The 25,635-nt window shown below is 71.0% G+C and carries 30 protein-coding genes; 17 read left to right on the top strand and 13 right to left on the bottom strand.

Features of this window, described 5'->3' with window-relative positions:
* Positions 1-69: 69 nt before the first annotated feature.
* Complete coding sequence (locus tag EDF51_RS09255) at positions 70-708, bottom strand: TetR/AcrR family transcriptional regulator (protein ID WP_165901448.1); 639 nt, start codon at positions 706-708, stop codon at positions 70-72.
* A 184-nt stretch (positions 709-892) separates the two neighbouring features.
* Between EDF51_RS09255 and EDF51_RS09250 the strand changes: the two genes are divergently transcribed.
* From EDF51_RS09250 to EDF51_RS19845, 6 genes are all read left to right on the top strand, one after another.
* Complete coding sequence (locus EDF51_RS09250; RefSeq protein ID WP_132099921.1) at positions 893-2,374, top strand: mannitol dehydrogenase family protein; 1,482 nt, start codon at positions 893-895, stop codon at positions 2,372-2,374.
* 108 nt (positions 2,375-2,482) lie between these two features.
* On the top strand, positions 2,483-3,190 hold the full coding sequence (locus EDF51_RS09245; RefSeq protein ID WP_132099922.1) for a YafY family protein: 708 nt from the start codon (positions 2,483-2,485) through the stop codon (positions 3,188-3,190).
* A 107-nt stretch (positions 3,191-3,297) separates the two neighbouring features.
* Positions 3,298-3,669: a VOC family protein gene (locus tag EDF51_RS09240; protein WP_132099923.1), complete on the top strand. Its 372-nt coding sequence runs from the start codon at positions 3,298-3,300 to the stop codon at positions 3,667-3,669.
* A gap of 38 nt (positions 3,670-3,707) precedes the next feature.
* The gene (locus EDF51_RS09235; RefSeq protein WP_132099924.1) at positions 3,708-4,436 is read left to right on the top strand and encodes an alpha/beta hydrolase; all 729 of its coding nucleotides are present in this window, start codon (positions 3,708-3,710) and stop codon (positions 4,434-4,436) included.
* Positions 4,433-5,284, top strand: a complete 852-nt coding sequence (locus EDF51_RS09230; protein WP_132099925.1) for an MBL fold metallo-hydrolase — start codon at positions 4,433-4,435, stop codon at positions 5,282-5,284. Before EDF51_RS09235 ends, EDF51_RS09230 begins: the two co-directional genes overlap by 4 nt.
* On the top strand, positions 5,281-5,865 hold the full coding sequence (locus tag EDF51_RS19845; protein WP_165918780.1) for a TetR family transcriptional regulator: 585 nt from the start codon (positions 5,281-5,283) through the stop codon (positions 5,863-5,865). Before EDF51_RS09230 ends, EDF51_RS19845 begins: the two co-directional genes overlap by 4 nt.
* 172 nt (positions 5,866-6,037) lie before the next feature.
* Here the strand turns inward: EDF51_RS19845 and EDF51_RS09220 are convergent, their stop codons facing one another.
* Together EDF51_RS09220 and EDF51_RS09215 are read right to left on the bottom strand one after the other, a co-directional pair.
* Positions 6,038-6,604 carry a GNAT family N-acetyltransferase gene (locus tag EDF51_RS09220; protein WP_132099927.1) on the bottom strand — a complete coding sequence of 189 codons (567 nt, stop codon included), beginning with the start codon at positions 6,602-6,604 and terminating at the stop codon, positions 6,038-6,040.
* Positions 6,605-6,613: 9 nt separating this feature from the next.
* Complete coding sequence (locus EDF51_RS09215; RefSeq protein WP_132099928.1) at positions 6,614-7,609, bottom strand: alpha/beta hydrolase; 996 nt, start codon at positions 7,607-7,609, stop codon at positions 6,614-6,616.
* Positions 7,610-7,722: 113 nt separating this feature from the next.
* Here EDF51_RS09215 and EDF51_RS09210 point away from each other — a divergent pair, with 113 nt between their 5' ends.
* The 4 genes from EDF51_RS09210 to EDF51_RS09195 are packed head-to-tail and all read left to right on the top strand — an operon-like array spanning position 7,723 to position 11,433.
* A complete protein-coding gene (locus tag EDF51_RS09210) occupies positions 7,723-8,634 on the top strand; it encodes an ABC transporter ATP-binding protein (protein WP_132099929.1) in 912 nt (303 codons plus the stop codon).
* Positions 8,631-9,497 carry an ABC transporter permease subunit gene (locus EDF51_RS09205; protein WP_166673514.1) on the top strand — a complete coding sequence of 289 codons (867 nt, stop codon included), beginning with the start codon at positions 8,631-8,633 and terminating at the stop codon, positions 9,495-9,497. Before EDF51_RS09210 ends, EDF51_RS09205 begins: the two co-directional genes overlap by 4 nt.
* Positions 9,494-10,780 carry a histidine kinase gene (locus tag EDF51_RS09200; RefSeq protein WP_165918782.1) on the top strand — a complete coding sequence of 429 codons (1,287 nt, stop codon included), beginning with the start codon at positions 9,494-9,496 and terminating at the stop codon, positions 10,778-10,780. The genes EDF51_RS09205 and EDF51_RS09200 overlap by 4 nt, the downstream gene beginning before the upstream one ends.
* The gene (locus tag EDF51_RS09195; protein WP_132099932.1) at positions 10,777-11,433 is read left to right on the top strand and encodes a response regulator transcription factor; all 657 of its coding nucleotides are present in this window, start codon (positions 10,777-10,779) and stop codon (positions 11,431-11,433) included. Before EDF51_RS09200 ends, EDF51_RS09195 begins: the two co-directional genes overlap by 4 nt.
* Here the strand turns inward: EDF51_RS09195 and EDF51_RS09190 are convergent.
* Positions 11,430-11,618, bottom strand: a complete 189-nt coding sequence (locus tag EDF51_RS09190) for a hypothetical protein (protein WP_132099933.1) — start codon at positions 11,616-11,618, stop codon at positions 11,430-11,432. The genes EDF51_RS09195 and EDF51_RS09190 overlap by 4 nt on opposite strands.
* Before the next feature lie 82 nt (positions 11,619-11,700).
* Between EDF51_RS09190 and EDF51_RS09185 the strand changes: the two genes are divergently transcribed.
* Complete coding sequence (locus EDF51_RS09185; protein ID WP_132099934.1) at positions 11,701-12,546, top strand: pentapeptide repeat-containing protein; 846 nt, start codon at positions 11,701-11,703, stop codon at positions 12,544-12,546.
* Between the two features lie 6 nt (positions 12,547-12,552).
* Here the strand turns inward: EDF51_RS09185 and EDF51_RS09180 are convergent, their stop codons facing one another.
* Entirely contained in the window at positions 12,553-13,482 is a 930-nt protein-coding gene (locus tag EDF51_RS09180; RefSeq protein ID WP_207906667.1) for an NADP-dependent oxidoreductase, read from the bottom strand.
* A gap of 92 nt (positions 13,483-13,574) precedes the next feature.
* On the opposite strand from EDF51_RS09180, the gene EDF51_RS09175 reads away from it, so the two are divergent.
* On the top strand, positions 13,575-14,081 hold the full coding sequence (locus EDF51_RS09175) for a MarR family transcriptional regulator (protein WP_132099935.1): 507 nt from the start codon (positions 13,575-13,577) through the stop codon (positions 14,079-14,081).
* Positions 14,078-14,326 (top strand): hypothetical protein, encoded by a 249-nt coding sequence (locus tag EDF51_RS09170; protein WP_131846747.1) that lies wholly within the window; start codon positions 14,078-14,080, stop codon positions 14,324-14,326. The genes EDF51_RS09175 and EDF51_RS09170 overlap by 4 nt, the downstream gene beginning before the upstream one ends.
* A 4-nt stretch (positions 14,327-14,330) precedes the next feature.
* Here the strand turns inward: EDF51_RS09170 and EDF51_RS09165 are convergent, their stop codons facing one another.
* A complete protein-coding gene (locus EDF51_RS09165) occupies positions 14,331-14,570 on the bottom strand; it encodes a hypothetical protein (protein WP_132099936.1) in 240 nt (79 codons plus the stop codon).
* 62 nt (positions 14,571-14,632) lie between these two features.
* Here EDF51_RS09165 and EDF51_RS09160 point away from each other — a divergent pair, with 62 nt between their 5' ends.
* The gene (locus EDF51_RS09160) at positions 14,633-15,586 is read left to right on the top strand and encodes a phosphotransferase (protein WP_134194543.1); all 954 of its coding nucleotides are present in this window, start codon (positions 14,633-14,635) and stop codon (positions 15,584-15,586) included.
* On the opposite strand, the gene EDF51_RS09155 is transcribed toward EDF51_RS09160, so the two are convergent.
* Positions 15,583-15,813 carry a hypothetical protein gene (locus EDF51_RS09155; protein WP_131846749.1) on the bottom strand — a complete coding sequence of 77 codons (231 nt, stop codon included), beginning with the start codon at positions 15,811-15,813 and terminating at the stop codon, positions 15,583-15,585. The two genes, EDF51_RS09160 and EDF51_RS09155, sit on opposite strands and share 4 nt — an antisense overlap.
* Before the next feature lie 42 nt (positions 15,814-15,855).
* Here EDF51_RS09155 and EDF51_RS20425 point away from each other — a divergent pair, with 42 nt between their 5' ends.
* Together EDF51_RS20425 and EDF51_RS09145 are read left to right on the top strand one after the other, a co-directional pair.
* Positions 15,856-16,302, top strand: a complete 447-nt coding sequence (locus EDF51_RS20425) for an NUDIX domain-containing protein (RefSeq protein ID WP_132099938.1) — start codon at positions 15,856-15,858, stop codon at positions 16,300-16,302.
* Between the two features lie 148 nt (positions 16,303-16,450).
* Positions 16,451-18,505 carry a transglycosylase domain-containing protein gene (locus EDF51_RS09145; protein ID WP_243837102.1) on the top strand — a complete coding sequence of 685 codons (2,055 nt, stop codon included), beginning with the start codon at positions 16,451-16,453 and terminating at the stop codon, positions 18,503-18,505.
* Between the two features lie 98 nt (positions 18,506-18,603).
* Here EDF51_RS09145 and EDF51_RS09140 read toward each other — a convergent pair whose 3' ends face one another.
* Genes EDF51_RS09140 through EDF51_RS09125 form a run of 4 tightly spaced genes read right to left on the bottom strand, consistent with a single transcriptional unit; the run spans position 18,604 to position 22,644 of the window.
* Positions 18,604-19,614 (bottom strand): ABC transporter substrate-binding protein, encoded by a 1,011-nt coding sequence (locus EDF51_RS09140; RefSeq protein ID WP_134194541.1) that lies wholly within the window; start codon positions 19,612-19,614, stop codon positions 18,604-18,606.
* 11 nt (positions 19,615-19,625) lie between these two features.
* Entirely contained in the window at positions 19,626-20,495 is an 870-nt protein-coding gene (locus EDF51_RS09135) for an ABC transporter ATP-binding protein (RefSeq protein ID WP_134194539.1), read from the bottom strand.
* On the bottom strand, positions 20,492-21,568 hold the full coding sequence (locus tag EDF51_RS09130) for an iron chelate uptake ABC transporter family permease subunit (protein ID WP_243648873.1): 1,077 nt from the start codon (positions 21,566-21,568) through the stop codon (positions 20,492-20,494). Before EDF51_RS09130 ends, EDF51_RS09135 begins: the two co-directional genes overlap by 4 nt.
* Positions 21,565-22,644 (bottom strand): iron ABC transporter permease, encoded by a 1,080-nt coding sequence (locus EDF51_RS09125; RefSeq protein WP_243837101.1) that lies wholly within the window; start codon positions 22,642-22,644, stop codon positions 21,565-21,567. The genes EDF51_RS09130 and EDF51_RS09125 overlap by 4 nt, the downstream gene beginning before the upstream one ends.
* 28 nt (positions 22,645-22,672) lie before the next feature.
* Here EDF51_RS09125 and EDF51_RS09120 point away from each other — a divergent pair, with 28 nt between their 5' ends.
* Positions 22,673-23,512, top strand: a complete 840-nt coding sequence (locus EDF51_RS09120; RefSeq protein WP_134194535.1) for a siderophore-interacting protein — start codon at positions 22,673-22,675, stop codon at positions 23,510-23,512.
* Between the two features lie 183 nt (positions 23,513-23,695).
* Here EDF51_RS09120 and EDF51_RS09115 read toward each other — a convergent pair whose 3' ends face one another.
* Both EDF51_RS09115 and EDF51_RS09110 read right to left on the bottom strand, forming a co-directional pair.
* Positions 23,696-24,610, bottom strand: coding sequence for a carbohydrate ABC transporter permease (locus EDF51_RS09115; protein ID WP_111086243.1), 915 nt, complete (start codon positions 24,608-24,610; stop codon positions 23,696-23,698).
* Between the two features lies 1 nt (position 24,611).
* Entirely contained in the window at positions 24,612-25,583 is a 972-nt protein-coding gene (locus EDF51_RS09110; protein ID WP_111086244.1) for a sugar ABC transporter permease, read from the bottom strand.
* Positions 25,584-25,635: the final 52 nt, after the last annotated feature.

Below are 25,635 nucleotides of genomic sequence, written 5' to 3'. Positions count from 1 at the left end.
GCCCCGTTCCTTTCGTTGCAGGTGCTGTGTGGAGCGGGGTGCGCCGGTGGACCCCTGGGGAGGGAAGTGTCAGTCGGTGGGCATGTAGCCGCTGCGGACGCTGTGCACGAGTCGTGCCAGCAGGGCGTCCCAGTCGGCGACGGACTGCTCGTCGATCGCGGGGCCGGAGGTGGCCAGCCAGTGTTCCGCGATCACGACGATGCCGCTCATGAGCGACTCGACGAGCAGGGCGGCGTCGAGGGGATCCGCCGCCGGGTAGCGGCGTGCCACCTCGTCGCGGAGTCGTTCGGTGACCCGTGAGAACGCCGTCTGGGTGAGGACCGCGGCCTTCGGGTCGTCCTTGCCTGGGTCACCGAGGATCCGGTACATGCTCGAGATCGCGGCTGCCAGGTCGGCTCCGCGTGCGGCGGACTCGAGCTCGTCGAACATCGAGGCCCGGCTGCCGTCGCCGACCGGGGTGCGTGCCATGTCGGCGAGGAACCGGTCGATGATCACGGACAGTTCCTGCTCGCACACGGCCAGCAGGACCTCGTCGAGCGAGGCGAAGTGGTTGAACACCGTCCGCCGCGCGATGTCGGCCCGTGCTGCCAGGTCGTCGACGCTGAACTCGCGGCCGCCGCGTTCGTCGACCAGGTCGCGTGCGGCCTGCAGGATCGCCGCACGGTGCTTCGCCTTGAGGGCGGCGCGGCGGTCGGTCGTGAGGGTCACGAATGAGAACACTAGGTGCATCGATGCACTCGGTGCAACGACTACGAGTGCATCCTCAGGTTCGTACCCCGGGATGGAAACTCGGTTCTGAACAGATGTGCGCATGGTTGACTGCACCCAGCACGACCGCCGGTGCGACCGGTGGCACGACCACCAGAACGACCGCCGTACGAAGGAGTACCCGATGCCCGTCCGCCTGTCCCCGGAGACCCTCGACGAGATCGCCGCGAGCGGTGTCGCCGTCCCGACCTACGACCGCAGCGGGATCACCGCCGGCATCGTGCACTTCGGCGTCGGCGGCTTCCACCGCGCGCACCAGGCGATGGTGATCGACCGGCTGCTCCAGCAGGGCGAGGCGCGCGAGTACGGCATCTGCGGCGTCGGTGTCCTCGAGCAGGACCGCCGGATGGCCACGGCCATGGCGGAGCAGGGCGGGCTCTACACGCTCGTCCTCAAGCACCCCGACGGCACCCGCGAGTCCCGCGTCGTCGGCAGCATCGTCGACTACCTGCTCGCCGTCGACGACCCGGACGCCGTCGTCGAGAAGATGGCGCACCCGGACACCAGGATCGTCAGCCTGACCATCACCGAGGGTGGCTACAACTTCGACCACGTCACCGGCGAGTTCGTCGCGGACGAGCCCGGCGTCGCGGCCGACCTGCGCGGCGACGGACCGCCCCGCACGGTGTTCGGCCTGGTCGTCGAAGCCCTGCGCCGACGGCGTGACCGCGGCGAGCAGCCGTTCACCGTGATGTCCTGCGACAACATCCAGGGCAACGGCCACGTCGCCCGCGACATGTTCACCGCCTACGCACGCCTGCAGGACCCGACGTTCGCCGACTGGATGGACGAGCACGTGTCGTTCCCGAACTCGATGGTCGACCGCATCACCCCGGTCACCGCCGACGAGGACCGTGCCTGGGTCCGCGACGAGCTCGGTATCGAGGATGCCTGGCCCGTCGTCGCCGAACCGTTCTTCCAGTGGGTGCTCGAGGACGACCACCCCGCCGGACGTCCGCCGTACCAGGACGCCGACGTGCAGATCGTCGAGGACGTCGAGCCGTACGAGCTGATGAAGCTCCGGTTGCTCAACGCCTCGCACCAGGGCCTGTGCTACTTCGGGTACCTCTCGGGGTACCGCTACGCGCACGAGGCCACGCAGGACCCCGCGATCGCCACGTTCCTGCGCCGCTACATGGACGAAGAGGGCTCGCCGACCCTGCACCCCGTGCCCGGCATCGACCTCGAGGACTACAAGTCCACCCTCATCGAGCGCTTCCAGAACCCCGAGGTCCGCGACACCCTGGCCCGGCTCTGTGCCGAGTCGAGCGACCGGATCCCGAAGTGGCTGCTGCCGGTGGTCCGCGACAACCTCGCCGCCGGCCGGCCCGTCACGCTGTCCGCCGGCATCGTCGCGTCGTGGGCGCGCTACGACGAGGGCACGGACGAGTCCGGCGAGCCGATCCAGATCGTCGACCGCCTGGCCGAACCGCTGCACCGCATCGCCCTCACCCAGCGCGACGACCGGCTCGCCTTCATCGCGAACCGGCAGGTCTTCGGCGACCTGATCGACGACGAACGGTTCGTCGCGGCGTACCGCGACGCCCTCGACGGGCTCATCGCCGACGGCGCCCACGCCACGGTCGAACGCTTGTCGCGTTCTTGACGCGAGTCGCGCCCTGCGCGTGACCGGGCACCGGACGGGAGGCCCGGTGCCAGCTGGCGCCGCGCCTCCCGTCCGGTGCCCGGTAGCGTCACGGGCTATGGTCGCGTCGTGAACCGGACCGACCGCCTGTACGCGCTCGTCGAGGAGCTCCGCGCCGCTGCGCCCGCGCTGCGGAGCGCGCGCCGACTCGCCGAGCGGTTCGGGGTCAGTGTGCGCACGGTGGAGCGGGACCTGCTCTCCCTGCAGCAGGCCGGCGTGCCGATCTGGGCCGAGCCAGGGCGGACCGGCGGGTACACGATCGACGCCCGTGCGACGCTCCCGCCGCTCGGGCTGACCGTCGACGAGGCGCTCGCGGTGGCGATCGGCCTCGGCACGCTCGGTACCAGCCCGTTCCGCGACGCGGCTCGCAGCGCTGCCCGGAAAGTCACGGCCGTGCTCGCCGAGGACGACGCCCGACGGGCAGCGCGACTCGCGAGCCGCGTGCACCTGCTCGAGTCGGGGGAGCGCACACCTGCTCCCACGGCGCTCGCCGGTGCGCTGACGGGCGGGCGCGTCGTCCGGATGCGGTACCGCGACGCAGCGGGCGCGGAGACCGATCGCGTCGTCGAACCGCTCGGCTACATCGGGAAAGGCGAGGACTGGTACCTCGTCGCGTGGTGCCGGTTGCGCGACGGCGTCCGTGCCTTCCGCGGAGACCGGGTGCTGGCGGTCGAGGAGACCGACGAACCGGCCACGCCCCGGGTCGTCCACCTCGACGAACTCGACATCCCGCACGGCGTCCTGCGCCCCGTGCTCGGAGACCTGCTCGGGGACTGAACCGCCAGATCCGCCTTGTGGTTCGCCGAAACACCGACAGGACGGTGTCGCGGTGGTCGCGCATGCTCGACGAGTCCGGTCACGGTGGCCGGCCAGGAGGGCTTCCCATGCAGTTCGCATCCATCCGGATCATCACCGACGACCTCGACGGGATGGTGCGGTTCTACGAACGCGTCACCGGGACCGAGGCGCGGCGGCCCGCACCCGTCTTCGCCGAGATCGTGACCGGCGGCGCCGTGCTCGCCCTCGCGACCCCGGTGACCGTGGCGATGCTCGGACCGGCCGCGCCGGAGCCCCGCACGAACGGCGGCATGTTCCTCGAGTTCGTGGTGGACGACGTCGACGCCGCGTTCGCGGGGTTGCGTGGTGCCATCGACGACGTGGTGCTGCCGCCGACGACGATGCCCTGGGGAAACCGGTCGGCGCTGTTCCGTGACCCGGACGGCAACCTCGTGAACCTCTTCAGCCGCCCCGCTTGACCGTGTATTCTGTCAGTCACTGACAGAATCGAGTGCACATGCAGCTCCACGTCGAGACCCACGGTCACGGCCCGGTCCGGGTCGGACTCGTGCACGGCGTCCTCGGTTCGGCGCTGGTGTGGCGCGACCTCGTGTCCCACGCCGACCCGGACCGGTACACGTTCCTCGTGCCGGACCTGCGGGGTCACGGCGAGAGCGACCGCGCGGCGTCGTACACGCTCGCCGCGTTCGCCGACGACCTCGCCGAGACGCTGCCGCAAGGGCTCGACGCCGTCGTCGGACACTCGCTCGGCGGGCGGGTGCTGTTCGACGCCGTCGACCGGTTGCGCCCTGCGCGGGCGGTGTACCTCGACCCCGGCTTCCACCTGCGGGCACCGGGGCGGGGCGTGCTCGGTCGGGCGTTCTGGGCGCTGCCCGGGCTGCAGCCGCTGCTCGTGAAGGCGTACGACCGCACCGATCCGCGGTGGGGTCCGGCGAACGTCGCCCGGGCCGAGGAGAGCCATCGGCACTGGGACCGCACGACGCTGCGCGACGTCCTGCGAGCGGTCGCGACGACACCGGTCGCTCCGGCGGCCCCGTTCGTGCCGTCGACGCTCGTGCTCACCGACGACGGTCGACACGTCGTGCCCGCGGCCGAGGTACCGGTCTACGAGCACCTCGGGTGGGACGTCGAACGGGTGCGCGGCGTGCACCACGACCTCGCGATGGAGGACGCCGCGCGCACGATGCGGCTCCTCGACGACGTGCTCGGCGGGGCGCACGCATGAGCGTCACCACGGTGTTCGGCGGGGTGTCCAACGTCCTCGTCTCCGACGGCACGACCTCGCTGCTCGTGGACGGCTTCTTCAGTCGTCCCTCGTTCCCGCGGCTGATGCTCGGCCGGCTCCGACCGGACGTCACCCGGATCGAGGACGCACTCGCACGGTTCGACGTCGACCACCTCGATGCCGTGCTCGTCTCGCACTCGCACGCCGACCACGCCCTCGACGCCCCCGTGGTCGCGGACCGGACCGGGGCCGAACTCGGCGGCTCGACGTCCACCCGGATGATCGCCACCGGGTACGGGCTCGACCGCGTGCCCTTCCGGGAGCTCCACGACCGCGAGTCGTTCGCGGTGGGGGCCTTCACGGTCACGCCGCTGCACGCCCTGCACAGTGACGGCGACGTGGTCCCGGGCGAGATCACCGAGCCGGTCACCCTGCCGGCCCGGATGCGCGACTTCCGTACCGGCGGGTGCTCCTCGTTCCTGTTCGAGCACCCGGACGGATCGGTGCTGGTCCACCCGACGGCGAACTTCATCCCCGGAACGTTCGCGGGGCTCCACGCCGACACCGTCTACCTGGGTGCGGGTGCCGCCGGTGCGAAGCCGACGGCCTGGATCGAGCAGTACTGGCAGGAGACCGTCGGCGCCCTGCACCCGAGCGTCGTCCGACCGGTGCACTGGGACGCGTTCTGGCGTCCGCTGGACCGTCCGCTCAGGCCGCTGCCGAAGAAGCTCGACCGCCTCGACGTCACGATGCGCGCGTTCGCACGCCTGGCGGACGCCGACGGTGTCGACCTCCGGCTGCCGGAGCTCTGGCAGCGCGAGACCGTCTCCGCGCGGTCGGCGTCGTGACCGGGGTCCGGGCGCAGAACCGCCGGGCGCAGAACCGCCGGGCGACGGAGTGTGCCGTCGAGGATGCCGCGGTCGCGCTGGTCGGCGCGCGCGGGTTCGACGTCGTCACCGGGGCCGAGATCGCGACCGCGGCCGGCATCACCGAGCGCACGTTCTTCCGGTACTGCGCCGCGAAGGTGGACGCGTTCCTGTTCGTCTCGCGCGACGTCCACGACGCCGTCACCGCCGCCGTCACCGCCGCCGTGACCGCCCCGGTGACGTTCGATGCGTTGACCGAGGTGATCGCGGAGGTGCTCGCGACGTTCGAACGCGACCGCCCCGACGACCTCGACCGCCTGGTCCGGGTGCGCGCGCTGCTCGTCGCCGATCCGGCACTGCTGTCCGCCGTGCTCGAGCGGGACGCCGCGCAGACGCTGGAGCTGCAGTCGGCGTGGCAGGGCGCCGACCGGTTCGCGGTGCCGTTGGCGCTGCTCGCGCTGCGCGCCGCGTTCGACGAGTGGGCGGAGCGCCCCGCGGGGGAGTCGCTCAGCGTGGCGTTCCGTCGGACCTGCGCCGCGCTGCAGAGGGCCACCGGCGGCTGATCGCGCGTCACGCCCTGGACGCGTCCACCTGGCTGGAGGGAGGCCCGTGGCGGGCGTGACCCGCGCCTCCCGTCCGCTCTGGACCGTGACGCGAGACGCGCCGGGCGAAGACGTTCGTCTCGTGCGGTGACGGTTCTGGTTCACGTTCCCCGTGGATCACGAACCAGAACCGTCAGTCGTCAGAAAGCACGTCGTCGTCCCACGGCACCGGCGTCGTCTCGCCCGTCTCCCAGTCGTGGCGCAGGATCCCGTACCCGACCGACGCGACCGCGCGGCCGCCTTCGATCGGCCACCCCTCGCGGTAGTGCGCCTCCTTGACCCACCCGGCACGCACGAAGACCCGGCGCATCGCCGTGTTGTCCTCGCGGGTCTGGCCCTCGAAGCGGGTCACCGACGGCAGGGTGCCGAAGACGTGGTCGGTGACCGCGCGCAGTGTGGGGACGCCGAGTCCGCGGCCGCGGAACGCGCCGGCGATGCGCAGGTCGAACAGCGGGACCGGGTCTTCCAGATCCTCCAGCCGGACGAACCCGATGCGGCCGTGCTCCGTGTGGTCGACCCAGTACGAGTCGTGCTCGTCGTCGCGGTAGGAGCCGGATGCCACGGCCTCGACGGCCTCCGCACGGGTCCACGACCGCCGCACGTGGAAGGGGAAGTCCTCGGTCGACAGGAAGTCGACGAGGGCATCGTGGTCGATCCCGATCGGGTCGAGCCGGGTCAGCCGGACGGAGCGGTCGGTCATCCCGCCACGCTAGCGGGGGTGCAGCGTGGTGGCCCAGCGTCCGATCGCGTCGTACGCCTGCTCGCGCACGTCGGGCGCGGACAGCACCACGTCGTGCACGGCTCCCGGCAGCCGGCGGACCGTCACCTCGTTGCCGAGTGACAGGGCTCGGTGGGCCACCGTGTCGACGTTCAGCGCGACGTCGGCGTGTGCCATGCCGGGGTCCCACCGGGGTTGCAACATGCTCTTGTCGCTGAGCATGACCAGGACGGGGACCTGGATGTCGAGCCCGTGCTCGACCGTCTCCTGCCCCGCGAAGACCGCCGCGAGCCAACCGGGGTGCAGGGGGAACCCGCGTTCCGGCCGCCACTGCTGGTCGTACGTCCAGGAGCCCTCGCCCGCGGCCGACACGGTGCGCGTGTAGAAGCCCGGGTCGACGGCAGGCATCGGGGCGAGGGGGTTCCGCTTCGCGCCGAGCTTGATGACGGGCGCGACGATCGCCCGGCCCACGGCGGTCGCCTGGAACTCGAGCCAGGGACTGTTCAGGATGATCCCGTCGACGAGTTCCGGGTGCCGCGCAGCCCACAGCGACAGCGTCAGACCGCCGGTGGAGTGCCCCATCAGCACGAGTCGCCGCTCACCGGGGCCGGGGTGCTCGGCGGACACCGCGTCGAGCGCTGCGGCGATGTCCTCGTCGTACACCGCCAGGTCGTCGACGTTCCCCGGGGTCTGCTGGGGGCGGAGGCTCCGGCCGTACTTCCGCAGGTCCAGTGCGTGGAAGCGGGCACCGAGCCGTTCGACGCGCTCGGCGAGCTCCGTCTGGAAGAAGTAGTCCGACCACCCGTGCACGTACAGCACGTCAGCGCCGTGCAGCGGCCCGCGCCCGTGCAGCAGCAGGTCCGTCGGGGTGTGCCGACGACGGACGAGGGTGGCGACGACCGGCCCCTCGGAGTCGGAGCCGAGCGGCAGTTCGAGTCGCTCGTAGGGCGCCCCGAGGACGTCCTCGTGCCACCGCTGGACGACCATGACCCCACCGTATCCGGCACCGATGCGGGTGGTACCGGGGTACCACGGTCGCTCCGCGGAGATCGTCTGCGACGGCGATGTGGTGGACCCGGTGGTCTCCGTACCGTTGCCGCATGATCGAGATCCAGAACCTCTCCAAGCGCTACGGCGAGAAGGTCGCCGTCGACGACGTGTCCTTCACGGTGCGCCCCGGCGTCGTCACCGGCTTCCTCGGTCCGAACGGCGCGGGCAAGTCCACCACGATGCGCGCCGTCGTCGGACTCGACCGGCCGACCTCGGGCACCGCCCACGTCGACGGACGCCCCTACCGCGAGCTGCGCGACCCGCTGCGTCGCGTCGGCGCACTGCTCGAGGCCAAGGCGGTCCACAGGGGACGCAGCGCCTTCGACCACCTGTCGGCGCTCGCCGCGACGCACCGGATCCCGACGGCCCGGGTGCACGAGGTCATCGGGATGACCGGTCTCGAGAACGTCGCGAAGAAGCGCGTCGGCGGGTTCTCGCTCGGCATGGGGCAGCGGCTCGGGATCGCGGCGGCACTGCTCGGTGATCCGCAGACGCTGATCCTCGACGAGCCCGTCAACGGCCTCGACCCCGAGGGCGTCGTGTGGGTGCGTCGACTCGCCCGCAGCCTGGCCGCCGAGGGGCGTGCGGTGTTCATCTCGAGCCACCTGATGAGCGAGATGGCCCTGACCGCCGACCGCATCGTCGTGATGGGTCGCGGGCGGGTGCTCGCGGACATGGACATCGCGGACCTGGTCGCCGCCGCCACGGAGCGGTCGGTCACCGTGCGGACGCCGGAGCCCGAGCGGCTCCTCGACGCGATCGCCGGACCGGACGTCACCATCGGCTACGAGGGCGACGGGTCGCTGCAGGTCCGTGGCCTCGGCGCCGAGCAGATCGGCGAGGCGGCGGGTGCTGCGGGGATCGTCCTGCACCAGCTGGCCACCACCGAGGCGAGCCTGGAGCAGGCCTACCTCGAACTCACGCACGACCAGGTCGAGTACCGATCGGAGGTGGCCCGGTGAGCGCGGTCACGAGCGACACCCTGCCCCGGCACGACGGAGCCGGCAGCCACACGTCCGGCGTCCACTTCTCCGGCGTCCTGCGCTCGGAGTGGATCAAGCTCCGCTCGCTGCGGTCGACGGTGTGGAGCTTCCTGCTGGTGCTCGTCCTGCCGATCGGCATCGGTGTGCTCCTGGCGGCCTTCGCGGACAACGGCGGTCAGGGGCTCACGGGTGACGCGGCCCGGAACGCCCTCGTCCTCTACAGCACGAGCGGCACGATGCTCTCGTCGCTGATCGTCGCGGTGATCGGCGCCCTCGTCGTCACCGGCGAGTACGGCACCGGCATGATCCGCTCGTCGTTCGCGGCGGTCCCACGGCGGTCGGTCGCACTGGCGGCGAAGGCGATCGTCCTCGCCGTGGCCGTCTTCGTCACGAGTGCCGTGAGCGTCTGGGCCACCGCGTTCACCACCCTGCCGATCGCCGCGGGACGGAACGTCGAGGCGTCGCTGGACGCGAGCGTCGCGATGCCGCTGCTCGGCGCCTCGGTCTACCTGACGCTCATCGCGCTGCTCGCCTTCGCGGTCGGTGTGGTCCTGCGTTCCACAGCCGGCGCGATCGCCGGGGTCCTCGGCCTGATGCTGGTCGCCCCGGTCGTCGTGCAGCTGGTGCAGTCGTTCACGGGAGCGGACTGGCTCGGCACGCTGACCAACCTGCTGCCGCAGAACGCCGGGCAGCCGCTCATGCAGTTCGGCACCGAGGTGACGTCGGGGTGGCACGACGGCGTCCTAGCCTTGGGGGGATGGAGCGGATTCGCGGTACTGCTGGCCTGGGTGGTCGTCGCCTCGGTGACGGCGCTCGCCCTGGTCGAGAAGTGGGACGCGTGACCCCTGCCGACCTCGCCCCCGGTGCCGTCCAGGACGGTGCCGGGGGCATCGCCCTGCCCGACGCACCCGGCCGGCTCCGGCGGCTCTGGGCGCGCCACCCGGTCATGACCGACGCGCTGCTCATGGTCTTCTGGGGTGCGATCGAGGTCGTCGTCGCGTTCCGGAGTGCGTGGCAGGTCGACGGGAGCCCCGCCGCGCGGGTCACGGTCGTCGTCCTCGTGGTCATCGCCGTCTCCGGCATCCCGCTCCGGCGCACGCACCCCGCGGTGACGGCGGTGCTCGGGCTCGCGTCCGTCGTCGCGATGACGTGGACCCAGGCCGGGTACTCGCCGGTGCTCTTCACCGTCTATGCCGCGACCGTGTGGTGGTCGCGTGCCGCCGGGTGGTGGACGGCCGCGGTCGCCGTCGTGCTGGCCGCGGGGGCGACGGCGCTGCGCGTCTTCGTGGTCGCGCCGGGGTCCGGAGGACTCGCGGACGTCCTGTACCCGCAGCCCACGACGTTCCTGCTGGCAGCGGTCCTGATCGGGGTCAACGTGTCGAACCGCCGTCGCTACACGCAGGCGCTGATCGACCGCGCGCACCAGCTGGCCCGGGAGCGCGACCAGCAGGCGCAGCTCGCCACCGCCGCGGAGCGGGCCCGGATCGCGCGGGAGATGCACGACATCGTGTCGCACTCGCTCACGGTGATGGTGCGGCTGGCCGAGGGCGCGGCGGCCGGGTCGGCAGCCGGTGCACCCACCGGTTCGGCGGGGTCCGCTGCCGCTGCCATGCGCGGTGTCGCCGACGTCGGCCGTGGCGCGATGGGCGACATGCGCCGCATGCTCGGGGTGCTCGGAGGCGACGGCGAACCCGCGCTCGCGCCGCAACCGGGCATCCACGACGTCCCGCAGCTCGTCGACCGGTTCCGCGCGCTGGGCACCCCCGTCGCCCTCGAACGCATCGGCGTCGTCCCCGACGACGATGCCCTGCAGCTCGCCGTGTACCGGGTCGTGCAGGAGGGCCTCACCAACACCGCCCGGCACGCGCAGCGCGTCCGATCCGTCGACGTCCGCGTGGCAGCGTCCGCCACCGAGGTCACCGTGGTCGTCACCGACGACGGACGGACAGGAGGCCCGACTCGGCCGGGCGGATCGGCCCACGCCCCAGCGGGGTCGGGTCGAGGGCTCATCGGGATCGACGAGCGCATCCGCGCGCTGGGTGGGCAGGTGCGCGCGGGCTCCCGCGACGGCACCGACGGTTGGCAGATCCGGGCGACGATCCCGGTCAGGACGGAGGACCGGTGATCCGCGTGGCGATCGTCGACGACCAGCAGCTCATCCGGACGGGGTTCCGACTGCTGCTCGAGGCACAGTCCGACATCGAGGTCGTCGGCGAAGCCGGCGACGGCGGTGCGGGAGTTCGGCTCGTGCGTGCTCTGCGTCCGGATGTCGTGCTCATGGACGTCCGGATGCCCCACGTCGACGGCGTCACGGCGACGGCCGCGATCGTCGAACAGGTCCCCGAGACCCGGGTGCTCGTGCTGACCACCTTCGACCTGGACGAGTACGCGTTCGGTGGCCTGCGTGCCGGGGCGAGCGGGTTCCTGCTCAAGGACGTCAGCGCCGCGCAGCTCCTCGACGCCGTCCGGTCCGTGGCAGCGGGGGAGGCCGCGGTCTCACCGCGGGTGACGCAGCGGATGCTCGAGCTGTTCGGTTCCGTGCTCCCCTACGAGCGGCCGGCGGGTCCGGACCCGCTGGAGCCCCTGACCCCGCGGGAGCGCGAGGTGCTGCTCGCGATGGCCCGCGGGTTGTCGAACCCCGAGATCGCCGCACACCTGGTGACGAGCGAGTCCACGGTCAAGACCCACGTCGGGCGGGTGCTCGGCAAGCTCGGGCTGCGTGACCGGGTGCACGCGGTGATCTTCGCCTACGAGCACGGTCTCGTGCCGCGGTCCTAGCTGCGCGGGGCCCTCGCGAAGAACAGGGTGATCGCGCCGAGGGCGATGGACGCGACGATCAGCACCCAGGCGAGCACGGGGATCAAGCCGTCCCACGGTGTGAACAGGAGCACGATGCCGATCACCAGCACGACGGCGGCGGCGATCAGCACGAGGCGGTGCGGTCTTGCCGGGGTTCTGGTCACAGGTGCACCGTACGCGTCGGGACTGCGGACGGGCGCAGTCGCGCGCCGCTAGCCTGGCCGCAGTGACACGTTCTCCCGCTCTGTGACCCAGACCCCACCCAGTTCCGCCGACCGCTCGGGGCTCCGCGCTTCGTGCGGTGACTGCTTCGCCCTCTGCTGCACCGCCTTCGGGTTCCAGCGGTCCAGCGACTTCCCGATCGACAAGCCCGCAGGGAGCCCGTGCCGGAACCTGGCCGACGACTTCTCCTGCACGATCCACCAGGCGCTTCGTCCGCGGGGCTTCACCGGGTGCACCACCTTCGACTGCTTCGGGGCTGGCCAGTACGTCTCGCAGGTCCTGTTCGACGGCACGAGCTGGGTCGACGAGCCGGACTCGAAGCCCGAGATGTTCCGGGCCTTCGCCGTCGCCCGGCAGCTCCACGAGATGCTCTGGTACCTGGTCGAGGCGGTGTCTCGCTCGACCGCTCTGGGGTCAGCGGAAGCACCGACCGTGCTCCGGCTCCGCATCCAGCAGGTCCTCGACGGCGAGCTGTCCGGCGTCCTCGCGGTGGACGTCGAGTCGCTCCGGTCCGAGGTCCGTTCCGTCCTGATCGACGTCAGCGCGGAGGCCCGAGGTGGGTACCCCGCCGCCGGCGACTCGGCCGGTGACCTGCACCCGTCGGCTGACCTGGCCGGCCGCGACCTGCGATCTCGCGTCCTGGTCGGCGCCGATCTGCGCGGTGCGGTCCTGATCGCCGCGGACCTGCGGGGATGCGACCTGTCGGGCGTGGACCTGCTCGGGGCGGACCTGCGCGATGCCCGGCTCGGGGGAGCGGACCTGTCGAACGCGCTGTTCTTGACTCAACCCCAGGTGAACGCCGCGCAGGGCGATGCGTCAACGGTGCTGCCCGACGACCTCGATCGTCCAGGGCACTGGCCGCTCCGGTGATCCGGGTCAGGGCAGGACGATGACCTTGCCGACGATCCTCCCGGCTGCGCCCTCGGCGTGCAGTGCGGGCAGATCGGCGAGCGGGATGCGCCGCGTGACCTCGACCGTCAGGGCCCCGGCGTCCACGAGCGCGACGAGCTCCGTCAGGCGTTCGCGGTTCGGCAGGACGAACACAGTCGCTGCACGAACGCCTCGCGACTCGTCACCCGGCGTGGCCATGAACGCCGTCGTGCTCACGACGACCCCGCCGTCACGGACCGCTGCGACGTCCGCCGCGAACTGCTCGGGCTCGATCGGCGCCAGGTTGAGCAGCACGTCGACCTGACCGTCGAGGGCGTCGAGCAGGTCGACGTCGGTGTGGTCGATGACCTGGTCGGCACCGGCCGCGCGCACGGCATCGGCACTGCGGGGGCTGGCGGTCGCGATGACGTGTGCTCCGGCGCGCTTGGCGAGCTGGACGGCGTACTTGCCGACGACCCCGCCGGCACCCACGACGAGCAGACGCTGCCCGGCGGTGAGCCGGCCGTCGTCGAACAGGGCCTGCCATGCCGTCAGCGCGACGGACGGCAGGGCGGCGGCATCGGCCAGTGGGATGCTCGTGGGTGCTGCCACGACGGCCTCAGCGGGTGCGACGACGGACTCGGCTGCCCCGCCGTCCCGGTCCATCGGCAGGAACGCGATGACCGCGTCGCCCACGGTCAACTCGGTCACCCCCTCGCCGATCGCGTCGACCGTGCCGGAGACGTCGTAGCCGGGGATGTGCGGCAGCTGGATCGGGATCGGCAGGAAGCCGGCCCGCATGCCGTTGTCCGCAGCGTTGTACGCGGAGGCCGCGACGCGGAGCCGCACCTGACCGGCTGCCGGGGTCGGCTGCTCGACCTCGCCGTACTGGAGGACCTCGGGTCCGCCGACTTCGTGGAACTGCACTGCCTTCATGGTGATGTCCTCTCGGAGTTGCTTCGAATTCGAAGCGCTTATCGGAGACGCTAGCACTGCTTCGAACTCGAAGCAACAGGTAGGATGGCTCCATGAGCGACACCCCCACCGCACTGACCCCGACACAGCTCGGGGCCTACTTCGCGCTGACCGAGGTGAGTGCGCTCCTGCGCCCTGCGGTCGAGAAGCAGCTCCGCGACGTCGGCGGGCTGAGCACCGTGCAGTTCCAGCTCCTGGCGCGGTTGGGGGACGCTCCGGAGGGGCACCTGCGCATGACGGACCTGGCCGACGGCGTCGTTTACAGCCGCAGCGGGCTGACCTACCAGGCGCAACTGCTCGAACAGCGCGGCCTCGTCACGAGGTCACCGTCGCCGGACGACGAACGCAGCACCGTCGTCGCGATCACCGACGCGGGGCGCGAAGTCCTTGCCGACGTGTTCCCCGGCCACATCGGCACCGTGCACGGACTCCTGTTCGCACCGATCACGGACGACGACTCGAGTGACCTCGCCCGGATCCTCGGACGCATCAGCGAACACCTGCGAGCGAACCCACCGCGGTCAGCGTCGCGACGATCCGTGAAGGGGGCGTCCGCGTGACCGTCGGAGCGCGCGCCGCTCGGTGGATCATCGTCGGCTCGGTCGTCGTCGGACTGGCGCTGACCGTCTACGCGACGTCCTACTGGCTGTTCCCGACGTCGTTCCAACTCCAGGAGCGGTTGCCCGACGGATCGATCAACCCGCGCGCATGGGCCGACCTGCTCGTCTCGTACATCCTCGCGCTCGGCTGCTTCGCGGTCGCCGGATGGGTGGGCGTGCAGCGGCTCCGCACCCGCCGCCGCTGAGGCGTCAGCTGCGCGTGCGTGACCGTCGCCGCGACACGGTGGCGACGACGAGCGTGGCGACGCCGAGCGCGATCCCGATCAGACCGAGCAGGTAGCCGAACAGCATCAGGATTCCGCCGCCGATGTTCGCACCGCCCCCGGTGTCGTTCGCGAGCGACCACCCACCGATCCCGACCGACAGGAAAGCACCCAACAGGAACACCGTGCACATCACGTGCAGGACCCTCGTGCTCTGGGAGGTCATGGCGACTCGCTTCCGTGCGTGGACCGGTACCGGATTGTAGCGCGACCTGCGAGGGTGGAGCGATGACGCTCGAGATGCTCTGGGAACGAGCCGATCCAGACCAGGTGCTGCGGAGCCGCTTCGGGTTCACCGACGTCGCCGCTGCCGAGGACTGGCTCATCCGGACGCTCGAGCGGTGGTGGAACGTGCGCGTCATCGCCTGCGAGCGCATTGTGATGAGCGACCACAACGCACTCGCCTGGGTCTCGACCGCTGGCGGCCGGATGCTCCTGAAGTGGTCGATCGCACCGGAGGGGTTCGAGCGCTTGGCGTTCGCGGCGGACCTCACGACGTGGCTCTCGGAGCGCGGCCTGCCCGTTTCCGCCCCGGTGCCGACGCCCGACGGACGGGTACAGGTCGAGGAAGACGGGGTCTCGATGGGGCTCCAGCACGTCATCGGCGGAACCCTGCTGGACGTCCGCGATCCGGCACAGGTCCACGCGGCCGGTGCGACGCTGGCCCGCTTCCACGACGCCCTGCGCGACAGCCCCGATCGGGCGCGCGCCGCCGGTGTGCGCCCGCCGCCGACCCCGCTCCTGCAGCAGATCGCAGGCTGGCTCGACGGTGCGACGCACGTGCCGGACCGTGCCCGGGTGGCGCTGCGACGGCTGCTGGCGGCAGCGCCGTCCGACGACCTGCCGGTCCAGATCGTGCACGGGGACTACCGGGCGGCGAACGTCCTGTGCGCTGACGCGGACGTCGTCGCCGTCATCGACTTCGAGGACCTGCGGCTCGACCACCGCATCGTCGAACTGGCGCGGTCGGCCGTCCTGCTCGGGACGCTCTTCCACGACTGGGGGCCGGTCCCCGAAGCCGTCCATCGGCAGCTGCTCGACGGCTACCGCTCGGTGAGCGCGCTCACTGCCGACGAGCTCGCGTGGTGGGACGTCCTGGTGCTCTGGAACACGATGCTGTTCGTCCCGCCGGGGGACGACCCCACCGGGTGGGGCGCTGCCGCCGGGGCGCTCGCCGGTTAGCGGACGACGCGCTTCGCCGCCCGGGCGACGGCCACGAGCGCCGCGACCCCGAGTGCGATCCCGGCGATGCCGACGACCATGCCGCCCATGTACATGAACCCCGCGGCGAAGTTCACGCCGGTGCCGTCCGGAGTGAGGATCGTCCAGACGGAACCACCGGCGGTGAGCAGGAAGCCCAGACCGAGGAAGACGATCGCGAGGGTGACGATCGAGCGGATGTGGTGCACGGTCTGAACCTACCGAACCCGCGCCGGTGGCAGAGTGGCGTGATGGGGAGCATCCGGAACATCTCGGTCGGGCTGCCGACCAAGGACGGCCACGTGCTGCTGTCCGAGTCGTTCGACCAGATGCGCTGCCTGCGCTTTCACCGTGCAGTCGGCGGCGGCATCGAGTTCGGCGAGACCGCGGTCCAGGCGCTCCGTCGCGAGTTCCGCGAGGAGCTCGACGTCGCCCTCGACGAGGTCCGGCTGCTCGGTGTCCTCGAGAACCTGTTCGAGTACGAGGGGCAGCCCGGGCACGAGTACGTCCACGTGTTCGCCGTCCGGTCGGCGGAGCTGGACGCGGTGCCGCTGGACGCTGAACTCGTGGTGCTGGACGAGGGCGGCCCGGTGCGCTGGGTACCCGTCGACACGGACGTCCCGGTGTTCCCGGACGGCGTGCTCGACCTGCTCGCAGGCACCATCCCGGCGACGCAAGGTGACCACTCGACCCACTGACGTCACGATCCCGTCACGACGGGCGCATTCCCAGCGGACACGGCGGTGTTCCGCGGCGAAGTCCCGGCGACCGCCCGAGAACGGCTGGGACGCTCCCGAACTACCGCGCCAGATCGGTGCGGTGATGCACCACGGGGGATCCAGAGCGATGACGATGAGACGTGCAGGGGGAGCCGCGCTCGGCTTCGTGGGCGGCAGTGTGCTCGCCGGGTTGATGATCGGGGTCGGCGTGACGCCGATGATCGCGGTCGCCGGGGTGAGCACGACGTCGGCGATCGGGGTGTTCGAGTCGCTGCCGGAGCACATCGAGATCGGGGACCTGCCGCAGCGCAACCAGGTCTGGGCCTACCGCGGTGGCGAACCGGTGCACCTGGCGAACGTGTGGGCGCAGGACCGGCCGGAGCTGTCGTTCGACCAGATCAGCGACCAGCTGAAGCACGCCGCGGTCGACGGCGAGGACAAGCGGTTCTACGAGACCGGTGGTGTGGACGCGACGTCGATGGTCCGCTCCCTGGTGAGCGTCGCCGCGTCGCAGGGCGAGGGCGGTTCGGGTGGCTCGACGCTCACGATGCAGCTCGTGCGCAACATCAAGATCCAGCGGGCGAGCGAGCTGCCGACGCTCGAGGAGCAGGAGGCCGGCTACAAGGAGGCGACGAAGCGGTCGCCGCAGCGGAAGCTCGCCGAGATGAAGCTCGCGATCGGCCTGGCGAAGAAGTACACCAAGGAGCAGATCCTGACGGCGTACCTGAACATCGCCTACTTCGGCGACCAGACCTACGGCGTGCAGTCGGCCGCGCAGCACTACTACGGCAAGTCCGCCACCGACCTGACCCCGGCCGAGGCGGCATCGCTCATCGCGATCGTGCAGTGGCCGGAGCGCCGCGACCTGTCCACGCCGGACCACTACCGCGACAACGCCGCGCGGCGGAACGTGATCCTCCGCTCGATGCACGAGCAGGGACACCTGACGACCGACGAGTACCGCACGGCACGGTTGTCGCGGCTGGCCGACTACGTCCGGATCACCGCGCCGCAGCAGGGGTGCGAGGCCGTCGAGACCGGGGCGGAGTTCTTCTGCGACTACGCCAAGCGCGTCGCCGCACGTCTGCCGCAGCTCGGAGCGACGAAGCAGCAGCGCGCCGACGCCTGGCGGACGGGTGGGTACCGCATCCAGACGACGCTCGACCTCGACCTGAACGCGAAGCAGAAGGAACTGCTCGACCGGTACGACCCGAAGACCGAGACTCGTCTCGCGTTGGGCGCGACGCTGAACACCGTCGAGGCGGGCACCGGCCGGGTGCTCACGATGGCGCAGAACACCGATTACGACCGGTCTGAGCAGGCGCCACCGACGGCGACGTCGCTGAACTACGCCGTCGACCAGGCCGACGGCGACGCGACGGGCTTCCAGACCGGCTCGACGTACAAGATGTTCACGCTGCTGGCGTGGCTCGAGGCCGGCCGCAGCCCGGATACGGTCGTGAACGGCACCCCGCACCCGCAGAGCACGTGGACGGCGTGCGGCGAGCAGACGACGGCCTTCTGGCAGCCGAAGAACGACTCGCCCGGCCAGAAGGGGCCGTACTCGGTCCGCTCGGCCACGGCCCAGTCCGTGAACGCCGCCTACCAGTCGATGGCCGCGCAGCTCGACCTGTGCGACATCCGCGACGTCGCGAAGCGCCTCGGTGTGCACCTGGCCGCCGGCGGCGAGCTGCCGTGGAACCCCGCGTCGCTGCTCGGCACCGAGAGCATCGCGCCGCTGACGATGGCGGCGGCGTACGCGGGCGTCGCGAACGGTGGTCGCTACTGCGCGCCGGTCGTCATCGACCAGGTGACCGCACCGGACGGCACGGAGCTCGGCGGGCAGCCGCGCACCTGCTCGCAGGCCGTCTCGCCGCAGACCGCGGCGACGGCCTTCGAGGTCATGCAGGGCGCGTTCCGGGGCGGCACGGCGAGCGGCGGCCAGACCCCGGACGGCACCACGCTGTTCGGCAAGACCGGTACGGCCGACGCCGCCGACCAGGTGTGGTTGGTCGGCGGGAGCTCGCGCGCTGTGACCGCGTACTGGCAGGGCAACACCGACGGCGGGAAGCACAACCTGCGGTACTACTCGAACGGTCAGGGCAGCACCTACGCGGGGTCCCGCGCAGCGGTCTGGCGCGATGCGCAGACCGCGGTGAACGCCGCCTTGCCAGTGGGCTGACGACACCAGGCGGGGCACGTGTTAGAGAACGCACCACGGACAGACGGGAGGCCCGTTGCCAGCTGGCAACGGGCCTCCCGTCTGCTTTCCGGTTGCGTCTAGGACAGCTTCTTGCTGTCCTCGAGCCAGCCCGCGAGCTCCGTCATGTAGCCGGCCTGCGAGGCGTAGTCGAGCGCCGGGAAGGTGAAGCTGTGCACCTGGCCGGCCTCGAGCGCCGCGTTGTCGGCGAAGGTCGGCTGCTTCTCGAGGTCCGCGACCTGGTAGCCCTGCTGCGACAGCAGCAGCACGTCGGCCTTGATCTGGCCCGCGTTCTCCCACGAGTAGATGCCCCAGTAGAAGCCCTTCGGCTTCGGGTTCACGAAGTCGACGCCGAACGACGAGTACATCTGCAGCAGCGGCTCGTCGGTCGGGCGGGTGACGTAGGCGCCGTCACCGTCGGCGTACATGGAGACGACCGAAAGGTCCTGCTCCTTCGCGACCTTCTCGAGCTCGTCGCCGGCGGTGTCGAAGCGCTTCTCGGCGGCCTCGATCGTCGACTCCTTGGCACCGAGGGACTCGCTCAGGTCGGCGATCTTCTCGATGACGTCCTCGCCCTTGCCGCCCCACTTGACCTGGACGACCGGCGCGATGGCCTCGATCTGCTTCTCCTGCTCGTTGTCCTTGAAGCCGTAGCCGGGCTGCGTGTCGTCGAGCGTGCCCTTCTCGTCGGTCGGGTACACCGAGGTCACGACCAGGTCGGGCTTCAGTGCGGCGAGCTTCTCGAGGTCGATGTCGCCGTACCCGGTGCCGAGCTGCGTGATGCCGTCGGTGTCCAGGTCGTCGAACCGGGCGTCCTTCGCCATGGTCAGCTGGCCGAAGGTGCCGACCGGCTTCAGGCCGTACTCGATGAACGAGATCGCGATGTCGTTCAGCACGACGACGCGCTTCGGCGTGTGGTCGACCTTGACGGTCGTGCCGGTGGCGTCCTCGTAGGACCAGGCCTTCGACGCCGAGGTGTCACCGTCGGAGTCGTTCGAGTCGGTGCTCGAGCAGCCGGCGAGGAGGAGGGCCGAGACGGCCACAGAGGTCAGGAGGGTGGCTCGGAGGGAGCCGCGTCGGGAGAGCTTCACGTTAGGAGAGGCTAACCTAAGTCTGACGCGCCCGCCAGCACGGTGTCGCGTTCACGGTGCAGCGACGGGTCGTGCTCGTCGGCCTCGGGCACGATCATCGGGGCGCCGGTCACGGGGTCCGGGAACACGCGCGCGTGCAGCCCGAAGGCGCGCTCGAGCAACCCGGGGGTCAGCACCTCGTGCGGTGCACCGTCGGCGGCGACGCCGCCGTCGTGCAGGACGACGAGCCGGTCGGAGAACCGGGCCGCGAGCGACAGGTCGTGCAGGACCATCACGATGGTGGAGCCCTGCTCGCGGTTGAGTCGGCGCACCAGGCGCAGGACCTCGAGCTGGTGTGCGAGGTCCAGGTAGGTCGTCGGCTCGTCGAGCAGCAGCGTGTCGGCCTGCTGCGCGACCACCAGGGCGATCCACGCACGCTGGCGCTGCCCGCCCGACAGGCTCGCGACGTCGCGGTGCGCGACGTCGGTCAGCCCGGTCGCCGCGATGGCCTGCTCCGCCACGTCGGCGTCGTCCGCGGTCCAGGGCTTCGCCCACGACTGGTGCGGGTTGCGGCCGCGCATCACCAGGTCGAGCACGCTCGTGCCCGCAGGAGCGACGGGGGACTGCGGCAGGATCGCGAGCTTCCGCGCGACCTGGCGGTTCGGTTCCTTGCGGATCGGGGCACCGTCGAGCAGGACTTCGCCGGACTGCGGTTTCAGCACTCGCCCGAAGGCCTTGAGCAGGGTCGACTTGCCGCAGCCGTTCGCGCCGAGGAACGTCGTCACGGTGCCGCGCTCGATGCGCAGGTCGAGGTCGGTCAGCACGGGGTGTCGGTCGTAGCCGACGGACAGGCCGCGGGCTTCGAGGACCGGGGTGGACGGGGGTGTCGACGGGGGAGTCATCGGGACATCTCCTTGCGGTGACGGATGAGGAGCCAGATCAGGTACGGGGCACCGATCACGGTCGTGATGATGCCGACGGGCACCTGCCACGGGAACGCCGATCGGGACAGCAGGTCCGCGGCGAGGACGAGCGCTGCGCCGAGCAGACCGGCGAGCAGCAGGGGCGGACGGTTCGTGCCGGCCAGCCGGAGTCCGACCTGCGGTACCACGAACGCGACGAAACCGACCGGTCCCGCAGCGGCGACGGCGGCGGCGGTGAGCACGACGGCCAGGGCGATCACGAGCAGGCGGTGCCGCTGGACGGCGAGCCCCACCCCGGTCGCGACCTCGTCACCGAGCTGTCCGATGCCGAGCGCCGCACTCGTCGCCAGGGCGATCGGCACCGCGACCGCGGCGACGATCAGCAGCGGCCAGACGCTCGACCACGAGGTGCTCGACAGGCTGCCGACGAGCCATTGCGACGCCGCGGTCGCGATGGTGATCTTGGCGCGGACGAGCAGGTAGCTCGTCACGGCGTCGAGGGTCGCGCTCACGCCGATGCCGACCAGGATGAGCCGGTAGCTCTGCACCCCGCCGCGCCAGCCGAGCCCGTAGACGACGGCGGCTGCGACGAGCGCACCGATCGTCGCGGCCACCGGGATCCCGCCGCTGAGCACGATCGAGGACACCGAGTACGTGCCCCCGCCGAGCACGATGGCCGCCACGGCGCCGACGCTCGCGCCCGACGTCACGCCGATGATGTCCGGGGTGCCCAGGGGGTTCCGCGTGAAGGTCTGGGTCAGTGCGCCGGCGATGCCGAGGGTCAGCCCGACGAGCGCTCCGGTGAGGACACGGGGCAGCCGGAGTGTGGTGATGATGAAGCCGTCCGGGCCGGTCTCGAGCCCGACCAGGGAGCGGAGCACGATGCCCGGGGCGATCCAGGTCGAGCCGATCGCCACACCGAGGACGACGAGCGCCAGGACCAGACCGAGCGAGGCCACCGTGTACCAGAACACCCGCGGGCGCCAGGCGAGGCCGATCGGACCGATGCGGACACCGGAACGGCCGGGCGCGCGGACCGCAGCGCCCGTCACAGGGACACCAGCGATCGGCGACGGGCGACGGCGACGAACACGGGGCCGCCGATGACGGCCAGGACGATGCCGACCTCGACCTCCGAGAACCCGCCGATCAGGCGTCCGACGACGTCGGCGAGCAGCACGAGCGCCGCTCCGACGAGCCCGGAGACCGGCAGGGTCCACCGGTGACCGGTGCCGACGAGGGCTCGGGCGACGTGCGGCACGGTCAGGCCGACGAAGCCGATCGGCCCGGCGGCGGCGGTCGCACCGGCTGCGAGCAACGTGATGGCCCCGAGCCCGACGAGCCGCGCGACGAGCACGTTCTCGCCCAGGCCCTTGGCCAGGTCCGAGCCGAGCCCGAGCGCATCGAGTGCCCGGACGTTCAGGATCGCGAGCACCAGCCCGGCGACCAGGAACGGCCACACTGCCCCGAGGATGTCGAGCTGTCGTGCGGCGAGGGAACCGACGACCCACAGCCGGTACGCGTCGAGCGAGTCCTGGTCGGTCAGGACGACGAACGAGGTCAGCGCGCCCAACAGGGCCGAGACGGCGGCGCCCGCGAGGGCGAGGGGCACCGGGCTCGCCGTCCCGCTGCCCGCGATGGTCACCGAGAACACCACGACGCTCGCGACCAGCGCACCGCCGAGGGCGAACCACACCGTCGCGCCGGTGCTCGTGACCCCGAACACGTAGACGCCGAGGACGACGGCGAGCCCGGCGCCCGACGAGACCCCGAACAGTCCGGGGTCGGCGAGCGGGTTGCGCGTGTGTCCCTGCATCAGGAGTCCCGCGATCCCCAGCGCCGCACCGACCGCGGCACCGATGAGCGTGCGCGGGATCCGGGAGCCCCAGACGATCGCCTCGTCGGTGGTCGACCCGGTCCGGAACAGGCCGTCGAGCACCCGGTCGACGCCGATCCGGTTGCTGCCGAGGAGCATGCTCGCGACCGCCACCAGGACCAGCACGACGACCAGTCCGGCGATCACCAGGACGCGGCGACGGACGGCGGTGCGGTGGACACCGAGGGCTGCTGACGCATCGGCGGTGCGGGCCTCCGAGACGGAAGCCAGGGCAGGGGAGGGGGCTGGCACGGAGAACATCTTAGGTTAGCCTTGCCTCATGGCGAAGACTCCGCGGCTCCTGCCCGAGAATCCCCGGCTCTTCCGTGCCCGGGTCCTGCGGACCGAGCGCACGACGCCGTCGATGCAGCGCGTCACCGTCACCGGCGGCGACCTGCACGAGTTCCCGTTCCTCGGCTTCGACCACTGGTTCCGCCTGTTCACCGGGCGTCCGGACCAGGACGCGTTCCGGATGCCGGACCTCGACGGCAAGAAGTGGTGGCCGACGTTCCTGGCCATCCCCGAGGACGTCCGCCCGCACTGCGCGAACTACACCGTCGCCGCGTTCCGCCCGATGCCCGACGGCACCGCCGAGATGGACATCGACTTCGTCGTGCACACCGACGCCGACGGCGAGCCCGAGGGCCGTGCCGCGATCTGGGCCTGCGGTGCCCGCCCCGGCGACCAGCTGGCGATGCTCGACCAGGGCTGCATCTTCGACTACCCGGACGACACCAGCGAGATCGTCATCGCGGCCGAGGAGACCGGGCTGCCCGGCGTGCTCGGCATCGCCGCGTCACTGCCCCGGGACGCCGTCGGCCGCATCATCCAAGAGGTCCCCACCGCCGGCGACGTCCGCGAGATCGACGCACCGGCCGGGGTCACGGTCACGTGGATCGTCCGCGACCAAGTCGACCACCACGCCGTCCCGGGCCGCGCGGCGCTCGCCGAACTGCAGCGGCACGTGCCCGTCGACGACCGCGGGTACGCCTTCGTGGTCGGCGAGTCGACCCTCGCCACCGAGGGCCGCCGGCACCTGCACCGTGCGGGTCTGCCGAAGGCGCGCATCACGTTCTCGGGCTTCTGGAAGCACGAGGCCAAGGAGTCCGTCTCCGCCTGAGCGGTGCCCGTTCCTTCCCATGACGCGTGCGATGCCTGGTGCTTCCGGGCGTACCGTCACGAAACTTCTCGCCAGGTACGCCCGTTTCCGCCAGCTACGCCCGCGCCTGAGACGCGACCAGCACGACGGACGGGAGGCCCGGTGCCAGCTGGCACCGGGCCTCCCGTCCGTCGTGGGGTGGCGTCAGCCCTTGAGGCCGGAACCCGTCACGCCCTCCACAATCTGCCGCTGGAAGATCAGGTAGAGGATGATCAGCGGCAACGCCGCCAGGATCGCTCCGGCCTGGATGTCCGCGTAGCGCTGACCGAAGCTGCCCTGGACCGTGGCGAGCCCGACCGGGATCGTCATGAGGTCCGGGTTCGACAGCACGAACAGCGGCAGCAGCAGGTTGTTCCAGACACCGACGAAGGTCAGGATCGTCACCGCGGCGATCACCGGACGCGACAGCGGCAGGATGACCGACCAGTAGATCTTCCAGATGTTGGCACCGTCGATGCGTGCCGCTTCCTCCAGCTCCTTCGGGATCCCGTCGAAGAACTGCTTGAAGATGAACACCGCGATCACGGCGGGCACCTGCGGGAAGATGACCGACCAGTAGGTGTTCAGCAGGCCGACGGCGTTGAGCTCCTGGAAGATCGGGATGATCAGGACCTGCGTCGGGATCATGATGCCGAGGATGATGAGCAGGAACGCGATGTTCCGACCGCGGAACACCAGGCGGGACAGCGCGAACGCCGCCATCGAGGCGAACATGACCGTCAGGACGGCCGTGATGACGCTCGTGATGGCGCTGGCGAGGTACCAGTTCCAGATGTCGCCGGCCTGGAACAGCGACGCGTACGAGTGCAGCGTCGGGTTCCAGTTCGACAGGATCGAGTTCGCGCCGAGGGCGGCGACGCCGTTGTCGGACAGCGACGTCTTCAGGGCGAACAGGCTGGGGATGAGCCAGATGATCGCGAAGACGATCAGGATGATCCCGGCGACCAGGTTGAAGCCCTTGCCGGAGACGCCGATCTTGGCGGCGTTCGCGGGGGCGGCGGCCGAGACGCCGGTGCGGAGCTTGGCGCGGCCGGTGGTGATGCTCTCGGTGGCGGTCATGTCAGGCCCCGATCTCTCGCTTGGCGGCAGCGCGCTCGACGAGCTGCCGGATGACCGCGATCGCGACGATCACGATGAACAGGAGCACCGACGCTGCCGAGGCGGCACCGAGTCGGTTGTCGGTGAAGCCGACGCCCGTGATGAGCTGCAGCGAGACCTGGGTGGAGATGCCCGGTCCGCCGTTCGTCATCAGGTACACCTGGTCGAAGATCTTCAGGCTCGCGATGATCTGCAACAGGATGACCAGCGTCGTGGTGCGGCCGAGCAGCGGCAGCGTGATCGACTTGATCTGCTGCCAGTTCGACGCACCGTCGACGGCGGCCGCTTCGTACAGTTCGCGCGGGATCTCCTGCAGGCCGGCCAGGTAGAGCACGAAGTTGAAGCCGAGGGTCCACCAGACGGTGGCGATCGCGACACCGATCATCGCGGTGTTCGGGCTGGACAGCATGCCGGAGCCCGGGGTGAGGCCGATGGCCGACTGCATGCTCGCCCACAGGCCGGTCGCCGGCGTGAAGATGAACACCCAGATGAGCGAGATCGTCGCCGACGGCAGGATGAACGGCAGGAAGAACGCCAGTCGGAAGAACCACTGGCCGCGGTTCATCCGGTTCGTCAGGACGGCGAAGACGAACGCGAGGATGACGAGCGGCGGCGTCGTGTAGAGCGTGAACTGCAGCGTGTGCCAGAGCGACGACCAGAAGTCGGAGCGTCCGAGCATCTCGGCGTAGTTCGCGAACCCGGCGAAGCTGCCGAGGCCCGTGCGCACGGTCGAGGTGTTGAAGAAGCTCGAGACGATCATCCAGACCGTCGGGCCGAGCAGGAAGGCCGCGTAGAACAGGCCGAACGGGGCGAGGAAGAGCCAGCCGCTGCGGCCCTGGCCACGGGTGAGGCTGGTGCCGTAGGTGCGGTTCCGGCGCGGACGCGACGCGGTGGCCGCGTCCGTGGGCCGGTCGAGGACAGGTGCTGTGGTCACGTCATCGTGCCTTTCGCGCGGTGTTCACGGCGATCGCGTGGGTCGTGTGCCC

The organism is Curtobacterium sp. PhB25 (assembly GCF_004365375.1).
In the GTDB taxonomy this organism is placed as follows: Bacteria; Actinomycetota; Actinomycetes; order Actinomycetales; family Microbacteriaceae; genus Curtobacterium.
Note: the sequence above shows the minus strand (reverse complement) of the source record. Positions and strands in the feature narration are given on the sequence as shown.